Origin of the sequence: Streptomyces sp. NPDC090032 (genome assembly GCF_044748025.1) — a bacterium.
In the GTDB taxonomy this organism is placed as follows: domain Bacteria; phylum Actinomycetota; class Actinomycetes; order Streptomycetales; family Streptomycetaceae; genus Streptomyces.
In genome coordinates, this window is the sequence record NZ_JBIVFF010000006.1 from 172,625 (window position 1) to 189,154 (window position 16,530).

At 70.7% G+C, this 16,530-nt stretch carries 14 protein-coding genes; 3 read left to right on the plus strand and 11 right to left on the minus strand.

The window, feature by feature from the left end; translation table 11 throughout:
- Positions 1 to 30: 30 nt before the first annotated feature.
- From ACIPWY_RS16180 to ACIPWY_RS16190, 3 genes are read right to left on the minus strand one after another with little or no spacing between them, the layout of a single operon-like run.
- The gene (locus ACIPWY_RS16180; protein ID WP_362897751.1) at positions 31 to 804 is read right to left on the minus strand and encodes an ABC transporter ATP-binding protein; all 774 of its coding nucleotides are present in this window, start codon (positions 802 to 804) and stop codon (positions 31 to 33) included.
- The gene (gene cbiQ / locus ACIPWY_RS16185; RefSeq protein ID WP_393701583.1) at positions 792 to 1,553 is read right to left on the minus strand and encodes a cobalt ECF transporter T component CbiQ; all 762 of its coding nucleotides are present in this window, start codon (positions 1,551 to 1,553) and stop codon (positions 792 to 794) included. Before cbiQ ends, ACIPWY_RS16180 begins: the two co-directional genes overlap by 13 nt.
- A 1-nt stretch (position 1,554) precedes the next feature.
- Positions 1,555 to 2,604 carry an energy-coupling factor ABC transporter permease gene (locus tag ACIPWY_RS16190; RefSeq protein WP_362897753.1) on the minus strand — a complete coding sequence of 350 codons (1,050 nt, stop codon included), beginning with the start codon at positions 2,602 to 2,604 and terminating at the stop codon, positions 1,555 to 1,557.
- A 203-nt stretch (positions 2,605 to 2,807) separates the two neighbouring features.
- On the opposite strand from ACIPWY_RS16190, the gene ACIPWY_RS16195 reads away from it, so the two are divergent.
- On the plus strand, positions 2,808 to 3,137 hold the full coding sequence (locus tag ACIPWY_RS16195) for an SsgA family sporulation/cell division regulator (RefSeq protein ID WP_362897755.1): 330 nt from the start codon (positions 2,808 to 2,810) through the stop codon (positions 3,135 to 3,137).
- Positions 3,138 to 3,184: 47 nt separating this feature from the next.
- On the opposite strand, the gene ACIPWY_RS16200 is transcribed toward ACIPWY_RS16195, so the two are convergent.
- On the minus strand, positions 3,185 to 5,392 hold the full coding sequence (locus tag ACIPWY_RS16200; RefSeq protein ID WP_401533561.1) for an MMPL family transporter: 2,208 nt from the start codon (positions 5,390 to 5,392) through the stop codon (positions 3,185 to 3,187).
- Between the two features lie 146 nt (positions 5,393 to 5,538).
- Positions 5,539 to 6,129: a TetR/AcrR family transcriptional regulator gene (locus ACIPWY_RS16205; RefSeq protein WP_362897759.1), complete on the minus strand. Its 591-nt coding sequence runs from the start codon at positions 6,127 to 6,129 to the stop codon at positions 5,539 to 5,541.
- Positions 6,130 to 6,305: 176 nt separating this feature from the next.
- Between ACIPWY_RS16205 and ACIPWY_RS16210 the strand changes: the two genes are divergently transcribed.
- Positions 6,306 to 9,638 carry a S41 family peptidase gene (locus ACIPWY_RS16210; protein ID WP_362897761.1) on the plus strand — a complete coding sequence of 1,111 codons (3,333 nt, stop codon included), beginning with the start codon at positions 6,306 to 6,308 and terminating at the stop codon, positions 9,636 to 9,638.
- 245 nt (positions 9,639 to 9,883) lie between these two features.
- Here the strand turns inward: ACIPWY_RS16210 and ACIPWY_RS16215 are convergent, their stop codons facing one another.
- The 4 genes from ACIPWY_RS16215 to ACIPWY_RS16230 all read right to left on the minus strand — a co-directional run bounded on the left by ACIPWY_RS16215 (position 9,884) and on the right by ACIPWY_RS16230 (position 13,640).
- Positions 9,884 to 10,090 carry a hypothetical protein gene (locus ACIPWY_RS16215; protein WP_362897763.1) on the minus strand — a complete coding sequence of 69 codons (207 nt, stop codon included), beginning with the start codon at positions 10,088 to 10,090 and terminating at the stop codon, positions 9,884 to 9,886.
- A gap of 135 nt (positions 10,091 to 10,225) precedes the next feature.
- Positions 10,226 to 11,101, minus strand: a complete 876-nt coding sequence (locus ACIPWY_RS16220; protein ID WP_362897765.1) for an SDR family oxidoreductase — start codon at positions 11,099 to 11,101, stop codon at positions 10,226 to 10,228.
- Complete coding sequence (locus tag ACIPWY_RS16225; protein ID WP_401533565.1) at positions 11,098 to 12,090, minus strand: alpha/beta fold hydrolase; 993 nt, start codon at positions 12,088 to 12,090, stop codon at positions 11,098 to 11,100. The genes ACIPWY_RS16220 and ACIPWY_RS16225 overlap by 4 nt, the downstream gene beginning before the upstream one ends.
- Positions 12,087 to 13,640: an NAD(P)/FAD-dependent oxidoreductase gene (locus ACIPWY_RS16230; protein ID WP_362897769.1), complete on the minus strand. Its 1,554-nt coding sequence runs from the start codon at positions 13,638 to 13,640 to the stop codon at positions 12,087 to 12,089. Before ACIPWY_RS16230 ends, ACIPWY_RS16225 begins: the two co-directional genes overlap by 4 nt.
- Positions 13,641 to 13,869: 229 nt before the next feature.
- On the opposite strand from ACIPWY_RS16230, the gene ACIPWY_RS16235 reads away from it, so the two are divergent.
- Positions 13,870 to 14,496 carry a MerR family transcriptional regulator gene (locus tag ACIPWY_RS16235; RefSeq protein WP_362898392.1) on the plus strand — a complete coding sequence of 209 codons (627 nt, stop codon included), beginning with the start codon at positions 13,870 to 13,872 and terminating at the stop codon, positions 14,494 to 14,496.
- Positions 14,497 to 14,510: 14 nt separating this feature from the next.
- Here ACIPWY_RS16235 and ACIPWY_RS16240 read toward each other — a convergent pair whose 3' ends face one another.
- Both ACIPWY_RS16240 and ACIPWY_RS16245 read right to left on the minus strand, forming a co-directional pair.
- A complete protein-coding gene (locus tag ACIPWY_RS16240) occupies positions 14,511 to 15,521 on the minus strand; it encodes a DUF6528 family protein (protein ID WP_393701571.1) in 1,011 nt (336 codons plus the stop codon).
- A gap of 193 nt (positions 15,522 to 15,714) precedes the next feature.
- A complete protein-coding gene (locus tag ACIPWY_RS16245) occupies positions 15,715 to 16,515 on the minus strand; it encodes an exodeoxyribonuclease III (protein WP_393701569.1) in 801 nt (266 codons plus the stop codon).
- Positions 16,516 to 16,530: the final 15 nt, after the last annotated feature.

The following is a 16,530-nucleotide window of genomic DNA, read 5'->3' on the forward strand; positions in this document are numbered from 1 at the left end:
CGCCATGGATCGCTGAGGATTCCTCGGCTCTCAGACCTTCACGGACTTCGGGTCGAAGCCGAAGGGGAGCTCCAGGCGGTGTGCGCGCATGAGGTCCTCGTCGGCGAGGAGGTCGCCGGTCGTCCCGTCGGCCGCGATCACGCCCTCGCTGAGGATCACCGAGCGCGGGCAGAGTTCGAGCGCGTACGGCAGGTCGTGCGTGACCATCAGGACGGTCACGTCCAACGTCCGCAGGATGTCGGCGAGTTCGCGGCGCGAGGCCGGGTCGAGGTTCGACGAGGGCTCGTCCAGGACGAGGATCTCGGGCTCCATGACGAGGACGGTGGCGACCGCGACGCGGCGGCGCTGTCCGAAGGAGAGGTGGTGCGGCGGGCGGTCGGCGAAGCCGGCCATGCCGACCTGGGCGAGAGCCCTGTGCACGCGGGCCTCGAGTTCGGGCCCCTTGACCCCGGCCGCGGCGGGCCCGAAGGCCACGTCCTCGCGGACGGTCGGCATGAAGAGCTGGTCGTCGGGGTCCTGGAAGACGATGCCGACCTTGCGCCTGATCTCGGCCATGTGCTGCTTGCCGACGGGCAGACCGGCGACGGTCACGGTGCCGGCGCCGCCGGTGAGGATGCCGTTGAGATGCAGCACGAGGGTCGTCTTGCCCGCGCCGTTGGGCCCGAGCAGGGCGACGCGCTCACCGCGGCCGATGGTCAGGTCGACGCCGAAGAGGGCCTGGTGCCCGTCGGGGTAGGCGTAGGCGAGGCCGCTGACCTCGAGGGAGGCAGGCGTGGGGTCAGGGGAAACAGTCACAGCAGCCATCCCAGCAGACAGACGACGAGAGCGGCACAGGGGAGGGTGAGGGCGTACGACCACTGCGTGCGGGACGCGCTCACGTCGTCGATGACCGGCATCGATCCGGCGTACCCGCGGCTGACCATGGCCAGATGCACGCGCTCGCCGCGCTCGTAGGAGCGGATGAAGAGGGCGCCCGCGGACTTGGCGAGGACGCCCCAGTGCTTCAGGCCGCTCGCCTCGAAGCCGCGCGACTCCCGGGCGATCTTCATGCGGCGCATCTCGTCGGTGATCACATCGCCGTAGCGGATCATGAACGACGCGATCTGGACGAGGAGCGGCGGCAGCTTGAGCCGTTGCAGGCCGAGCAGCAGTTCGCGCAGCTCGGTCGTGGAGGCGAGCAGGACGGACGCGGCGACGCCGAGGGTGCCCTTGGCGAGGACGTTCCAGGCGCCCCACAGGCCGTTGACACTGAGGGACATCCCGAGGACGTCGACACGCTCGCCCTGCGCGACGAACGGCATGAGGACGGCGAAGGCGACGAAGGGGATCTCGATGAGGAGCCGCTTGAGGAGGAACGCGGCCGGGACCCTGGCCGCGTACGCGACGGCCGCGAGCAGCACCGCGTACAGGGCGAACGCCCACATCGCCTCGCGGGGCGTGGAGACGACCACGATGACGAAGCAGAAGACGGCGGCGAGCTTGGTGTGCGGCGGCAGGCCGTGCACGGGCGAGTGCCCGTGCCGGTAGAGCTTGTGCGCGTGCCCCGCACCCATGTCAGACGGTCTCCGTGATCTCGCTCGGGGAGGTGTCCGCCGTGCGGCGCCTGCGCAGCACCCAGAAGACGCCGCTGCCGGCGACGACGGTGACGCCGACGCCGATCACGCCGGCGAGGCCGCCGGAGAGCCGGGCGTCGCCCACGTCCTTGACGCCGTAACCGGCCAGCGGGGAGCCGTCGGAGGCGTGCTTCTCGGTCTTCTTGTCGATGCCCTTGTCGTGGGCGACCTTCTCCAGGCCGTCCGGGTTGGCGGAGGCGTAGAAGGAGACGAAGCCGGCGAGGACGAGGGAGGTGACGAGGCCGGTGATCCAGATCTTGCGGTGGGAGCGGGCGGCGACGGGCGCGGGCGCGGTGTCCGGGGCGTCGACGAGTTCGCCGCCGACGCGGAGCTTGAGCGGCCGGTGCAGGCCGCGGGCGCCGTACACGAGGTCGGGGCGGACGGCGACGACGGCGCCGACGGTCAGTGCGGTGATGACGGCCTCGCCGATGCCGATGAGGACGTGCACGCCGACCATGGCGGTCGCTACCTTGCCGATCGAGACGTCGGTGGTGCCGCCGATCGCGTAGATCAGGGTGAAGACGACGGCCGCGGCCGGTACGGACAGGAGCGCCGCGACGAAGGAGGCGACGGTGATGGAGCGGCGCCCGCGGGGCAGCACCTTCACCAGGCCGCGGAAGACGAGGTAGGCGACGACGGTCGTGGTGATCGCCATGTCGGTGATGTTCACGCCGAGCGCGGTCAGGCCGCCGTCGGCGAAGAGCACGCCCTGCATCAGGAGCACCACGGACACGCAGAGGACGCCGGTATAGGGGCCGACGAGTATCGCGGCCAGCGCGCCGCCGAGGAGGTGGCCGCTGGTGCCCGCCGCGACGGGGAAGTTCAGCATCTGAACGGCGAAGATGAACGCGGCGACGAGGCCCGCGAGGGGGGCCGTCCGCTCGTCGAGTTCACGCCGCGCGCCTCGGAGGCTGACGGCCACGGCGCCCGCGGCGACGACACCTGCGGCCGCCGAGACGGGGGCGTTGATGAATCCGTCGGGGACATGCATGGGTGAAAGCTCCGCTTCGGGGCACGCGACAGGTTCGCGACGGCGTGGGTGACCGTTCGATGATAGTGCCTTGTTGCGAACCGGTTGCAAGAGCGCCGGGAGCACGAATAAGACCGAATCCAAGCCCGGACAGATAGCGGGACATATGACTTATATGGGACATTAGATGACAGTACGCGCGAAAAAACGACGAGGAGTCTCCGATGTCTGACGTAGAGCAGTACGCACCCGCCCACATCGTCACGGACTCCCCCGACGAAACGCCGGCCGTCCCCGCGGTCCTGAGTTACGACGGACGCGTCCACGTCACCGTCCCCGAAGAAGGTGACTGGTACTTCACCCGCGAGCTCCTGGAACAGGGGCTGCGCGCCCCGACCACCGTGGGCGACGTCCACATCTGGCCGTGCGGCCGCGTCCAGGCCGTCATGGAGTTCCACTCGCCGAAAGGGGTGGCGGTCGTGCAGTTCGAGAAGAAGGCGCTGGTGCGCTTCCTTCGCCAGACGTACACGGCCGCCACCCCGGTGACCCACTGAGCCGGTCCACGGTGGCCCGCTGAGAGCGAGCCGGTCCGACTACCGGGTCAGACCCGGGCCAGCTCCCGGTCCTCCTCCGTGGAGTCGTCGCCGGAGGCCGTCTTGAGGCCCTCGCCCTCGACGTCCACGTTCGGCAGGATCCGGTCGAGCCACTTCGGCAGCCACCACGCGCGCTTGCCGAGCAGCGCGAGGACGGCCGGCACGATCGTCATACGCACCAGGAACGCGTCGAAGAAGACCGCGATGGCGAGCCCGAAGCCGATCATCTTGACCATCTGCTCGCTGGAGCCGATGAAGCCCGCGAAGACGGCGATCATGATGACGGCCGCGGCCGTGACCACCCGGGCCCCGTGCCGGAAGCCGGTGACGATGGCCTGCGCGGGCCGCTCCCCATGGACGTACGCCTCCCGCATGCGGGTCACGAGGAAGACCTCGTAGTCCATCGCGAGGCCGAAGACCACACCCACCATGAAGATCGGCATCATCGACATGATCGGTCCGGTCTGCTCCACGCCGAACAGCGAGCCGAGCCAGCCCCACTGGTAGACCGCGACGACGGCGCCGAGCGCGGCGACCACCGAGAGCAGGAAGCCGAGCGCCGCCTTCAGCGGGACCAGGACCGACCGGAAGACCACCATCAGGAGCAGGAACGCGAGGCCCACGACGAGCGCCAGGTACGGCACCAGCGCGTCGTTCAGCTTCTGCGACACGTCGATGTTCATGGCCGTGGTGCCGGTGACCAGGACCTCGGCGCGGGTGTCCGCCTTGATGTCCGCACCCTTGTCGCGGATCGTGTGGACGACGTCCTCGGTCTGCGTGGAGCTGGGCTTGGACGACGGCACGACGGTGATCGTCGCCGTGTCACCGGCCTTGTTGAACGCGGGCGGGGTGACCGTCTTGACGCCGTCGGTCGCCGCGATGTCCTTGGAGACGCGGGCGACCGCGTCCTTCGGGTCCTGCGAGTGCTTCACGTCGACGACCGCCACCAGCGGACCGTTGAAGCCGGGCCCGAATCCGTCGGAGAGCAGGTCGTACGCCTTGCGCTGCGTGGTGTCGGTGGGCTGGACCCCGTCGTCGGGCAGGCCCAGCTCCAGCGAGGACACCGGCACGGCCATCACGCCGAGCCCGACCACCGCGGTGAGCAGCACGGCGACCGGCCGGCGCAGCACGAAGCGCGCCCAGCGGGTGCCCATGTTCGTCTTCGGCTCGGGCTTCTTCTCCGCGGCCAGGACCTTACGGGCCTTGCGGCCGTGCACCCGCTTGCCGGCGTAGCCGAGCAGCGCCGGGATGAGGGTGAGCGCGATGAGGACGGCGATGGCGACCGTGCCGGCCGCGGCGATGCCCATCTTCGTCAGCATCGGGATGTTGACGACGGCGAGCCCGACGAGGGCGATGACGACGGTCAGACCGGCGAAGACCACGGCGGATCCCGCGGTGCCGACGGCCCGCCCGGCCGCCTCCTCGCGGTCGCGGCCCTCGGCCAGCTCGGCGCGGAAGCGGGAGACGATGAACAGCGCGTAGTCGATGCCGACCGCGAGGCCGATCATCATGGCCAGCGTCGAGGTCGTGGTGCCGAGGTCGAGTGCGTTGGCCAGCGCGGTGATCGACGAGACCCCGATGCCGACGCCGATCAGCGCGGTGAGCAGCGGAAGCCCGGCCGCGACGAGCGAGCCGAAGGTGATCACGAGGACGACGGCGGCGATCGCCACACCGATGATCTCGGTGGCCCCGGTCTCCGGCATGGCCTGCAGCGCGTCACCGCCGACCTCGACGGTCAGCCCGGAGTCCCGCGCCTCGTCGACGGTCTTCTGCAGCGCGTCCCGGTCGGCGTCCGTCAGCTCCATCGAGGAGACCTTGTAGGAGACCGAGGAGTACGCGATCGTGCCGTCCTTGCTGACGGTCTTCGCGGCGAACGGGTCGGCCGCCGCGGCGACCTCCTTGGATCCGGACCCGAGGTCCGCGACGGTCTTGCTGACCTCGGCCTTGTTGGCCGCGGACGTGATCTTCTCCCCGTCGGGCGCCTGGAAGACGACGCGCGCGGTGGCGCCGTCGGCGCTGGAGCCGGGGAAGCGCTGGTCGAGCAGGTCGAAGGCCTTCTGGGCCTCCGTGCCCGGGATGGAGAAGGAACTGGAGGCCGCGGTGGGCGCCGAGGCGGCGCCCACCCCCGCGAGGGTCAGCAGCGCCACCCAGATCAGGGCGACGAAGTGCCTTCGGCGGAAGGCGAGCTTGCCGAGTTTGTAGAGGAAAGTGGCCACGAGGGCGTACTCCCGGTCAGTCGTATGGGGGCAGGGGGGATCAGCCCGACGACGTGAGCGGTCGCGTCAGGAGCTTGGGTGTGACAGGTGTCTGGGTGTGACAGATCTCGGCTGTGCCAGATCTTGGGATCTTGGGTGGAGAGGATTCAGGCGCCGAGAGCGGGGAGGACCACGGCGTCGATGTAGGAGGCGACGAAGGCCTGGGTGGGTGGCAGTTCGTCGATGAGGGTCCGGGCCGCGAAGGCGCCGACGATCATGTGGAGGACGTAGTCGAGCGCCGGGTTGTCCGCGCGGATCTCCCCACGGTCGACGGCGCGCGCGAGCATCTGCCGCAGCTCCGCCATCTCGGGTTCGATCAGCAGCTCGCGGAAGGCGCGCAGGAGGTCCGGGTTCTCGTGGACCGCCATGGCCAGGCCCCGCATCAGCGCGGACCCCTGGGCCATCTCGCAGTCGTCCTCGCGGAGGACCAGTTCGTGGAAGTCGCCACGCAGCGACCCGGTGTCGATCTCGCTCAGGCGCGACGGCTTCTGGTGCCGCAGCGCCCTGACGACCAGCTCGGCCTTGCTGCCCCACTGGCGGTAGAGCGTGGCCTTGCTCGACCTGGTGCGGGCGGCCACGGCGTCCATGGTCAGGGCGTCGTAACCGACCTCGCGAAGCAGTTCGAGCACGGCGCCGTACAGCTCGGCCTCGCGCTCGGGCGTGATCCGGCTGCGACGCGTCGTCGCGGCTTCAGCCATGGGTCACTCCTGTCCCGGGTCCAGACGGTGTGTACGAAACCGTTTCGTACAGAGTTACTGTACGACCGCTCTTAACGAAACGAAACCGTTTCGTACGTGTCCTGCGCCACAAGCCTCGGTCGGATACGGGCAACCCACAAGTTGCCGGGGCCCCTGGAGCGGAAAAGCATGGGTAGGTGAGCGACAACGCGTACCTGCGGTTTCCCCATCTGCACGAGGACCGGCTCTGCTTCGAGACCGAGGACGACCTCTGGGTCGCCCCGCTCGACCGGCCGGGCCGGGCCTGGCGGCTCACGGTCGACCGGACCAAGGTGAGCAGCCCACGGTTCTCCCCGGACGGCCGCCACATCGCGTACACGACCTGGCGCAGCCTGGACCCGGAGATCCATCTCGCGCCGGTGGACGGCGGCCCCGCGCGCCGGCTCACCTACTGGGGCAGTACGGACACCCAGGTCCGCGGCTGGACACCGCCCGACAAGGACGGGCGGACCGACATCCTCGCGGTCGCCTCGCACGGCCAGCCCTTCTCGTACTTCACCTGGGCCTACGACGTCCACACCGACGGCTCCCCCGGCGGCAGGCTGCCCTGGGGGCCGGTCTCCGACATCGCGGTCGCCGAGTTCGACGGCGAGCGCAAGACGCTTCTCCTGACCGGCACTCCCCCGCACGAGCCGGCCGCCTGGAAGCGGTACCGGGGCGGCGCCCAGGGCCGCCTGTGGCTGCACGGCGAGCAGCTCGTAGCCGACCTGGACGGGCATCTGGAGGCACCGATGTTCGTGGCGGGACGCATCGCGTTCCTCTCCGACCACCAGGGCATCGGCAATGTGTACTCGTGCCTGCCCGACGGCTCCGACCTGCGCCGCCACTCCGACCACGACGCGTTCTACGCCCGCAACGCCTCCAGCGACGGGACCCGGATCGTCTACCAGTGCGCCGGCGACCTGTGGATCATCGACGACCTCTCCGCCGACTCCGTGCCGCGCAAGCTGGAGGTACGCCTCGGCGGCCCGCGCGTCGGGCGGCGGCCCTACCAGGTGCCGGCCGCCCACCACGTCGACGGGCTCTCCGTCGACGAGACGGGCCGGGCCAGCGCCGTCGTCGTCCGCGGCAGCCTGTACTGGCTCACCCACCGCGACGGCCCCGCCAGGACCATCGCGGACACCCCCGGCGTGCGGGTCAGGCAGCCGGAGATGCTCGGCTCCGGCGGGCAGGTCGCGTACGTCACCGACGCGGAGGGCGAGGACGCGGTCGAGATCTCGTACCTGCCGCGCGCGAGCGGTGAGCGCGAGCCGCGCCGCCTCGCGTCCGGGGAGCTCGGGCGGGTCCTCGAAATGGTCAGCGACCCCGACGGCGAGCGCCTCGCCATCGCGTCGCACGACGGCCGCCTCCTCCTCATCGACACGACCGAGGACGAGGAGGAAGAAGAAGGAGGGCAAGGGGAAGAGGACGAGGAAGGTGGAGGGGAACGGGAAGCGGCACGGGAACGGGAAGCGGCACGGGCCGGCGGCGAGGTCACCGAGCTGATCCGGTCGATCAACGGGCCCGTGCGCGACCTGGCCTTCTCGCCGGACGGCGCCTGGCTCACCTGGTCCCACCCCGGCATCGGGCGCTCCCTGCGGCAGATCAAGATGGCCCGCATCAAGGACCGCACGATCGTCGACGTCACCAACGGCCGCTTCGAGGACGAGAATCCCGTCTTCACGCGCGACGGCCGCTATCTCGCCTTCCTCTCCTGGCGCGGCTTCGACCCGGTCTACGACGTGCACACCGGCGACCTGTCCTTCCCGCTCGGCTGCCGCCCCTACCTCGTACCGCTGTCGTCCGCGACACCCTCCCCGTTCGCCCTGTCGCCCCACGGGCGCACGGCCGCCGGCGGGCTCGACCCGACCGAGGACTCGGGGGCCGACGGGGCGCCGTCCGTGGAGATCGAGGGCCTGGCGAACCGCGTCGTGCCGTTCCCCGTCTCGGCCTCCAAATACTCGGCGCTCCACCCCGTCTCGGGCGGCGGCCTCGTCTGGCTGCGCTGGCCGATCTCCGGCGCGCTCGGCGAGACGTTCGTGAACCCGGCCGACACCTCGGGCCGCCCCACCCTGGAGCACTTCAACCTCAGCAAGGGCAAGAAGACCGAACTCGTCACCCACCTCGACTGGTTCGCGGTCAGCGGCGACGGCACCCGCCTGGTCGTCGTCGACGAGGGCGAACTACGGGCCGTCCCCTCCACCGAGGTCGCCGACAGCGACACCACCGTCTGGATCGACCTGCGCCGCATCCTGCACGACGTGGACCCTGCGGCCGAGTGGCGCCAGGCGTACGACGAGGCCGGCCGGATCATCCGCGCCTACTACTGGGACCCGAAGATGTGCCACGTCGACTGGGACGCGGTCCTCGCCCAGTACCGGCCGCTCGTCGAACGGGTCGCGTCCCCCGACGAGTTCGCCGACCTGCTGCGCGAGGTGCTCGGCGAACTCTGCACCTCGCACGCCTACGTCTCCGCCGCCCGCCGCAACGAGGGCCCGCCCCACTACCAGCGCGCCCAGGGCCTCCTCGGCGCCGACTTCGTGCGCCGCGAGGAGGGCTGGCAGCTCGTCCGCATCCTGCCCGGCGACTCCTCCGACTCCAAGGCGCGCTCCCCGCTGGCCGGCAGCGGCATCCGCGAGGGCGCCGTGCTCACGCATGTCGACGGGCGCCCGGTCGACCCGGTCGCCGGCCCGTTCCCGCTGCTGGCCGGCTCGGGCGGCACGACGGTCGAGCTGACGTTCCGGCCCGCGGAGGGCGGGGGCCGCCCCCGCCGCGTCGCGGTCGTCCCCCTCGTCGACGAGCGTCCGCTGCGCTACCAGGACTGGGTGGCCAAGCGCCGCGCGGTCGTCCGGGAGCTGAGCGGCGGCCATTGCGGCTATCTGCACATCCCCGACATGGGAGGCTCCGGCTGGGCACAGTTCAACCGTGACGTGCGCATGGAGGTCTCCCGGCCCGCCCTGATCGTCGACGTACGCGGCAACGCGGGCGGCCACATCAGCGAGCTGGTCGTCGAGAAACTCACCCGCAAGATCCTCGGCTGGGACCTGACCCGCGACGCCCAGCCCGTCTCGTACGCGTCGAACGCCCCGCGCGGTCCGGTCGTCGCCCTGGCCGACGAGGCGACCTCGTCCGACGGCGACATGATCACCGCGGCGTTCAAGCTCCTCGACCTCGGCCCCGTCGTGGGCCAGCGCACCTGGGGCGGCGTCGTCGGCATGACGGGCCGCCACACGCTCGGCGACGGCACGGTCATCACGGTCCCGATGAACGCGGCCTGGTTCCCCGAGTACGGCTGGTCCGTCGAGAACAAGGGCGTGGAACCGGACATCGAGGTCCTGCGCACCCCCCTGGACTGGGCAGAGGGCCGCCACCGCCAACTCGACGACGCGGTCTACCTGGCCCTGGACCTCCTGGTCGCCTCCCCGGCCAAAACCCCCCCGGACTACACCAACACCCCGAACCACGCCCGCCCCGAACTGCCACCACGCTGAGGCGCCCTGCACGTCACACTCCGCTTCACGCTGCCCCCTCCCCCTTCCTTCTGTGGGCAGTGGGCCGCCAGATGCGATGGGGGTCCCCCTCGTCCCCCCTGCTCGAGCGAAGCCGAGAGCTTGGGGGAGGGTGGGCACAGCCCGCGCGCCGGGCCACGGCATTCAGGCGCCAAGCCCACGCACAAAAACGAGGGTCACCCGGCGTCCCGGGTGACCCTCGTCCGCAAGCTCAGCTCAGCTCAGCGTCACGCGTCATAGTCCTGGTCGAGCTTGTGCTGCGCTTCCTGCCGCCGCCGCTCGGTCTCCTGGGACTGCGAGCCGCGCTCACGTCGCAGGTCGTCCTGCGTCTGCGACGTGCGCTCGCCCGCCTGGTCCTTGCCTTCGCGGATCTTCTTCTTGGCCTGGTCGGCGAGCTTGTCGGCCTTGTCCTGGAACTGGTCCTTCATGCCCATGCGATTTCACTCCCGTATTGGGTGAGGGGGGGTCGGGCTCGACCAGACTTACACGCCGGGACAGGGCCCGCATTTCGGTCAATTACGGACCGTGCCCGCCACCCAAAACCGCAGGTCAGCGCCGCACAGGAAGCGTCAGCGCCCCCGTACGGACTCGTCGGCGGCACCGCCCGCCCCGACCAGACCCGTCGAGACGCTCTTCAGGCGCGGCTCGAACCGCCGCATCTCACGCTGCCCGACCGCCCCGATGACTGCGGGCAGATAGCCGCGGATGCCCTGCATGCCCCGCAGCCACCACTGCGCGTACACGTGCGAGGACCGCCGCTCGATGCCCGCGACGATCCGGTCCACGGCCGGTCCCAGCGGATACGTCTTGTTCGACGGCCACGGCAGCCGCTGCCGCAGCTCGCGCATCACGTCGTCCTGGTCGGCGCCGCGCACCATGTCGGTGTCGGTCCACGACAGGTACCCGACCCCGACCCGTACGCCCTTGTAGCCGACCTCGGCGCGCAGGCTGTGCGCGTACGCCTCCACGCCCGACTTCGACGCGCAGTACGCGGTCATCATGGGCGCCGGTGTGATCGCGGCGAGCGACGCTATCTGGAGCAGGTACCCGCGGCTCTCCATGAGCACCGGCAGGAACGCCCGCGCCGTGACCGCGGAGCCGATCAGATTGACCTCGATGACGCGGCGCCAGGCCACCGGGTCGGAGTCGAGGAACGGGCCGCCGTTGGCGACGCCCGCGTTCGCGACGACGATGTCGACCTTGCCGAAGCGCTGCTTGACCTCCTCGGCGACCTGCGCCATCGCCACGTGGTCGGTGACGTCGGCATGCCAGAAGTCGCTGTCGGTGTCGAGGCGTTCGGAGACGGCCTTCAGCTCGTCCGGCTCCAGACCGACGAGCGCGATCTTGGCGCCGCGCGCCGCCAGCTTGCGCGCGAGCAGCTCGCCCACGCCGCGCGCGGCACCCGTGACGACCGCTACCTGACCTTCGAGACTGACCCTGCTCATGCGGATGCCGCTCCCTTCAACTCGTCGTTCGTCTCGCCGCTCGCGACGTCATTCGTCTCGCCGCTCGTGACGTCGTTCGCCTCGCCCTTCGTGACGTACTCGGTCAGTTCGCGGATGCGCTCGGCGACCAGGTCGGGCGCTTCGACGGGCGTCATGTGCCCGAGCCCGGTGAGTTCGGTGAGCCCCACGCACTCCGGCAGCATCGCGGCCAGGTGCCGTGCGTGCACGACGGGCGTGAGCCGGTCGGCCGTACCCGCGATGACCGCCGTCGGCACCCGCAACGCGGCCACTCCCTCATCGAGTTCGAGCTCGGCGAGGACGTGCGACCAGTGGTAGCGCACCTTGGTCGGGCAGGCGTGCACGATCCGGGCGCAGGCCTCGACCTTGTCCGGCGACGACCCCGGGCCCATGGTCGCGTAGCGCAGGACCTTCTTGCCTAGTGGCGTGACGGGCCCGAGCGGCGCCCGCGCGCCGAGCACGGCGGTCGTGATCCGGGTCCGCAGCCGACCGGGCCGCAGCGGCAGCACGGTCGACTCGGCCACCAGGCGCGAACTGCCCGTGCTGCACAGCAGGACCGCGGCCGCGTGCTCGCGGAACTTCGCCCGCTGCGACGCCGCCATCATCGTCATGCCGCCCATGGAGTGCCCGACGAGCACGGCCTTCTCACCCGGCGCGAGCGTCGCGCCGAGCACGGCCTCCAGGTCGTCGGCGAGCATCCGCGTCGAGTACGGGGCCTGCCCCGCCGGACTGCGCCCATGGCCACGCTGGTCGTACGCGACGACGCGGTGGTCGGCGGCAAGGGAACGTATCTGCGCGGCCCAGAACGCGGTCGAGCACGTCCACCCGTGGGCGAGCACCACGGCGGGCGCCCCTTCGGGGCCGTGCACCTCGACGTGCAGCCGGGCTCCGTCGGCGGAGACCGCGGCCAGTTCCTTCGCGGCGGCGGGCGGCGCGTAAGGCCCGCTCGTCACGTGCGTCAACCTGCTCATGCCGCTCCCGCCTCCACCTTGCCGCCCCGGCCCTTCTTCGTACGTGCCGCGGACACCGCGGCCGGCTTCGCCGCCGGCGCCCTGACCACCTCGTACTCGCCGAGGTCGACCCGGCGCGTGGCGGACCGGAACTCGGTCGTCGTGCCCGGCCACAGTGTGGTGTTCACGCCGCTCTCGTCGAGGTACCAGCTGCTGCAGCCGCCGGAGCTCCACACGGTGCGCTCCATCCGGTCCTGCACGCGCCGGTTCCAGGCGTTCACCGCCGAGGCGCGCGGGTCGAGGGCAACGCGGCCGCCGAGTACGTCCAACTGACGTACGTAGTCGGCCAGATAGTTCAGCTGGGACTCGATCATCAGGATCATCGAGGAGTTGCCGAGGCCGGTGTTGGGCCCGATGACCGTCATGAAGTTCGGGAACCCGGCCGCCGTCGCGCCGCGAAGCGCCTTCATGCCGCCCTTCCAGGACTCCATGAGCGAGTGCCCCTCGGCGCCCACGACCCGGTCGGCGATCGGCATGTCCGTGACGTGGAAGCCGGTGCTGAAGACGATCGCGTCGACCTCCACCTCGCTCCCGTCGGTGGCGACCAGCGTCGAGCCGCGGATCTCACTGAGCCCGGAGGCCACGACGTCGACATTCGGCTGCGCGAGCGCCGGATAGTAGGCGTTGGACAGCAGGATGCGCTTGCAGCCGATGCGGTAGTCCGGGGTGAGCCTGGCGCGCAGGGCCGGGTCCTTGATCGACCGGTGGATGTTGCGCTTGGCCAGCTGCTCGACCAGGCCCAGCTCGTTGGGCCGCTTCGTGAACGCCTGCACCTGGAGCTCGCGGATGCCCCACAGCAGACCTCGGCGGGCCTGCGTGGTGAACGGCAGCTGGCGGTGCAGCCAGCGCTCGGCGCCCGTGATGGCGCGGTCGGCGCGCGGCATGACCCACGGCGGGGTGCGCTGGAAGAGCGTCAGCTTCGCCACGTCCGGCTGGATGGCCGGCACGATCTGGATGGCCGAGGCGCCGGTGCCGATCACGGCGACGCGCTTGCCGCGCAGGTCGTAGTCGTGGTCCCAGCGCGCCGAGTGGAAGACCTTGCCGGGGAAGGCGTCGAGGCCCTTGATGTCCGGCATCTTCGGGTCGGACAGCGGGCCGGTCGCCGAGACGACGATGTCGGCGGTGAGCGTCCCCTGTGACGTCTCGACCACCCACCACAGCTTCTCGGTGTCCCAGCGCGCCTGCTTCACCTCATGGTCGAAGCGGATGTGCGGGCGCAGCCGGAAGGTGTCGGCGACGCCCTCCAGGTACTCCCGGATGCGCTCCTGGCCGGAGAAGGTGCGCGGCCAGTCGGGGTTGGGCGCGAACGAGAAGGAGTACAGGTGGGAGGGCACGTCGCACGCGCACCCCGGGTAGCTGTTGTCGCGCCAGGTGCCACCCACGGCCCCGGCCCGCTCCAGGACCACGAAGTCGGTGACGCCTTCGCGCCGCAGCCGGACCGCGGCCCCGAGGCCGCCGAACCCGGACCCGATCACCGCCACCCGTACGTGCTCATGCTCGTGCTCGGTCATCCCGGCGCCTCCCTAACCGCACGACCCTGCCAGTGAACACTGGCGCAATGGGGACAGTAGAGCAGGTGCGTACTGATGGGTAGGGGTCGGGACCATCTAAGTTACCGGCGGTACAACATAGGGTTCTCACGTGGCGAAGGAAGTGGCGAAGGAAGCGGCGAGGAAAGCGGCCGGGGGAACGGCGAGGGAAGGCGCGAAGGCGAAAGGGCCCGGCACCCGGGAGTTCCGCATGGAGGAGCTCGCGCGGGAGGCCGGCATCACCGTGCGCACCCTGCGCTTCTACCGCGAGCGCAAGCTGATCCCGCCCCCGCGCCGCGAAGGCCGCATCGCCTGGTACGACGAGGGCCACCTGGCCCGCCTGCGCACCATCGCCGCCCTCCTGGAACGCGGCCACACCCTCAGCGGTATCGCCGAACTCTCCGAGGCCTTCGACCGCGGCCGCGACGTCGGCGAACTCCTCGGCCTCGGCGAACCGTCCGAGGAGACCCCGGTCCGCCTCACCCCCGAGGAACTGGCCGACTACTTCGCGGGCCAGGTCACCCCGGACAACCTCGAAGCCGCGATGGACCTCGGCTACGTCGGCGTCGACGGCGAGGAGATCGTGCACGTCAGCCGGCGCCTGCTCGACGTGTCGGCCGCCCTGGTCCGCGAGGGCGTCCCGCTCGCCGACGTCCTCAAGGCCGCCAAACGCGTCCGCGCCCACGCGGAGGACCTGGCCGAACTCTTCACCGACCTGGTCCTCTCCCACGCATCGGAACAGGACCTCCAGCGCCTGCGCCCGCTCGCCAAGAGCGTGGTCGAGGCGGAGCTGTCCCTGGCCCTGGACCGCACCCTGGCGAAGAAACCGGAAGAGTAGGCAGCCCTACGCGCCTACCTCGGCAGCCACCAACGCGCCTTGTAAACACCGCCGTTGACGAGCGTGTACAAAGCCGGCGGCCGGTGCACGCTCACCTTCGTCGTCCACCACGTCTCACCGAGGCCGCTCTCCGGCACGGTACTGAGCGCCTGCCCGGTCCGCGGATCGTTCCCGATCGCCTTCACCCCGGGCCTCGCGATCTCGGCCGCACCGGCGAAGTCCTGCACGAAGACCCCGCCCCCGATGTCGTACTGGAACACGGAGGCACTCGTCGTCACCCACAGCCGCCCCGGACGCCCCGCCACCGGAAACAGGTCGTGCCCGCCGGGCGACTTCCCCGGCTTGGCGACCGGCAGCCCCACCGCCGAAATGCGCGTCAGCGCGGGCCGCACCCGACTACCACCGACCCGGTACGCGACCAGCTCGTCGTCCCCGAGCGCCCACAGCACCTCACGCCGGCCGTCCCAGTGCAGCCCGTGCGCGCCCTTCAGCGTCACCTCGGCGAACCGCTCCGAGTGCGGGCCGAGCGACGCGGCGTAGAGCCGCACCAGCGCGCCCGTACTGCACGCGACGGCCACGTTCCCGTCCGGCAGGATCTCGATGCTGTGCGGGTTGAAGAGATCGTCGCCGGGCCCGAGCGTCGCACCCCAGTACCGCCGGCCCGACGGATACGAGACGACGGCCGCGAACCCGAACGACGCCGTGGTCAGCAGATACGTCCGCCCGCGATGCACCCGGACCTTCGCCTCGGCGGGATACACCCAGCTCTCCTCCGGCACGAGATCCCGGTACCGAGGATCCCCGACCGGCGAGAACTCCCACCGCACGGAGGCCGGATCGGCGGCCGGATCCCAGACCGCCCGCTGCGGATCAAGAACCAGAATCCGCTTGCTCGCCTGCTCGGTGACCATGACCGCGGGAGTCCCCGAGGGCGCCGCATACGCCACTCCCGGCGACACCACCGCCGCGATCCCCGCCCCGGCAGCCCCGAGCAGCACACCTCGCCTGGAAGGAAACGCGGCCATGAAGTCCCCCCGTACGACTGCCGGTTGACGACTCGGATCGATCTACGCCCGCTCGCCATGTACGGGCCAGAATCTGCCACGCCATGCGAATACGGCGACAGGCCCGTACCGGACTTTGTGACGCCCGTACCGGACTTCGTTGACGCCCGTACCGGACTGTGTGACGAAGCAGGCCCGCTCGCGCCTCAGGGGCCTACTCGTAGACGACGGTCACCGGCGCGTGGTCCGACCACCGCTCGTCATGTGTGGCGGCCCGCTCCACGAACCCCTTGATCGCCCGTGCGGCGAGACCGGGCGTCGAGAGGTGGTAGTCGATCCGCCACCCTGAATCGTTGTCGAACGCCCGCCCCCGGTACGACCACCACGAGTACGGGCCCTCCTCGTCGGGGTGCAGGGAGCGGATCACGTCGACGTAGCCGCCGTCGGCCTCGTCGAGGACCTGTCCGAGCCAGTCACGCTCCTCGGGGAGGAAGCCGGAGTTCTTCTTGTTGGCCTTCCAGTTCTTGAGGTCGGCCTCACGGTGGGCGATGTTCCAGTCGCCGCACACCAGCACCTCGCGGCCCTCTGCGGCAGCCCGCTCACGCAGCCCCTTCAGATAGACCAGGAACTCGTCCATGAAGCGGACCTTCTCGCCCTGCTTCTCGGTCCCGACCTCGCCGGAGGGCAGATAGAGGCTGGCCACGACGACACCAGGGAGGTCCACCTCCACGTACCGCCCGCTGCCGTCGAACTCCGCGGACCCGAAACCGACCTGTACACGCTCCGGCTCGCGGCGGGTGAAGAGCGACACACCGGCCCGCCCCTTCGCGGCGGCGGGGGCGTACACGACGTGCCACCCCTCGGGCTCGCGCACCTCTTCGGGCAGCTGCTCCGGCTCGGCCCGCACCTCCTGGAGGCACAGGACATCCGCGGAGGTCCCGGCCAGCCACTCCACGAAGCCCTTCTTGGCGGCGGCCCGCAGCCCGTTCACGTTGACGCTGGTCACTGTGTACAAAACACTCTCCTACTC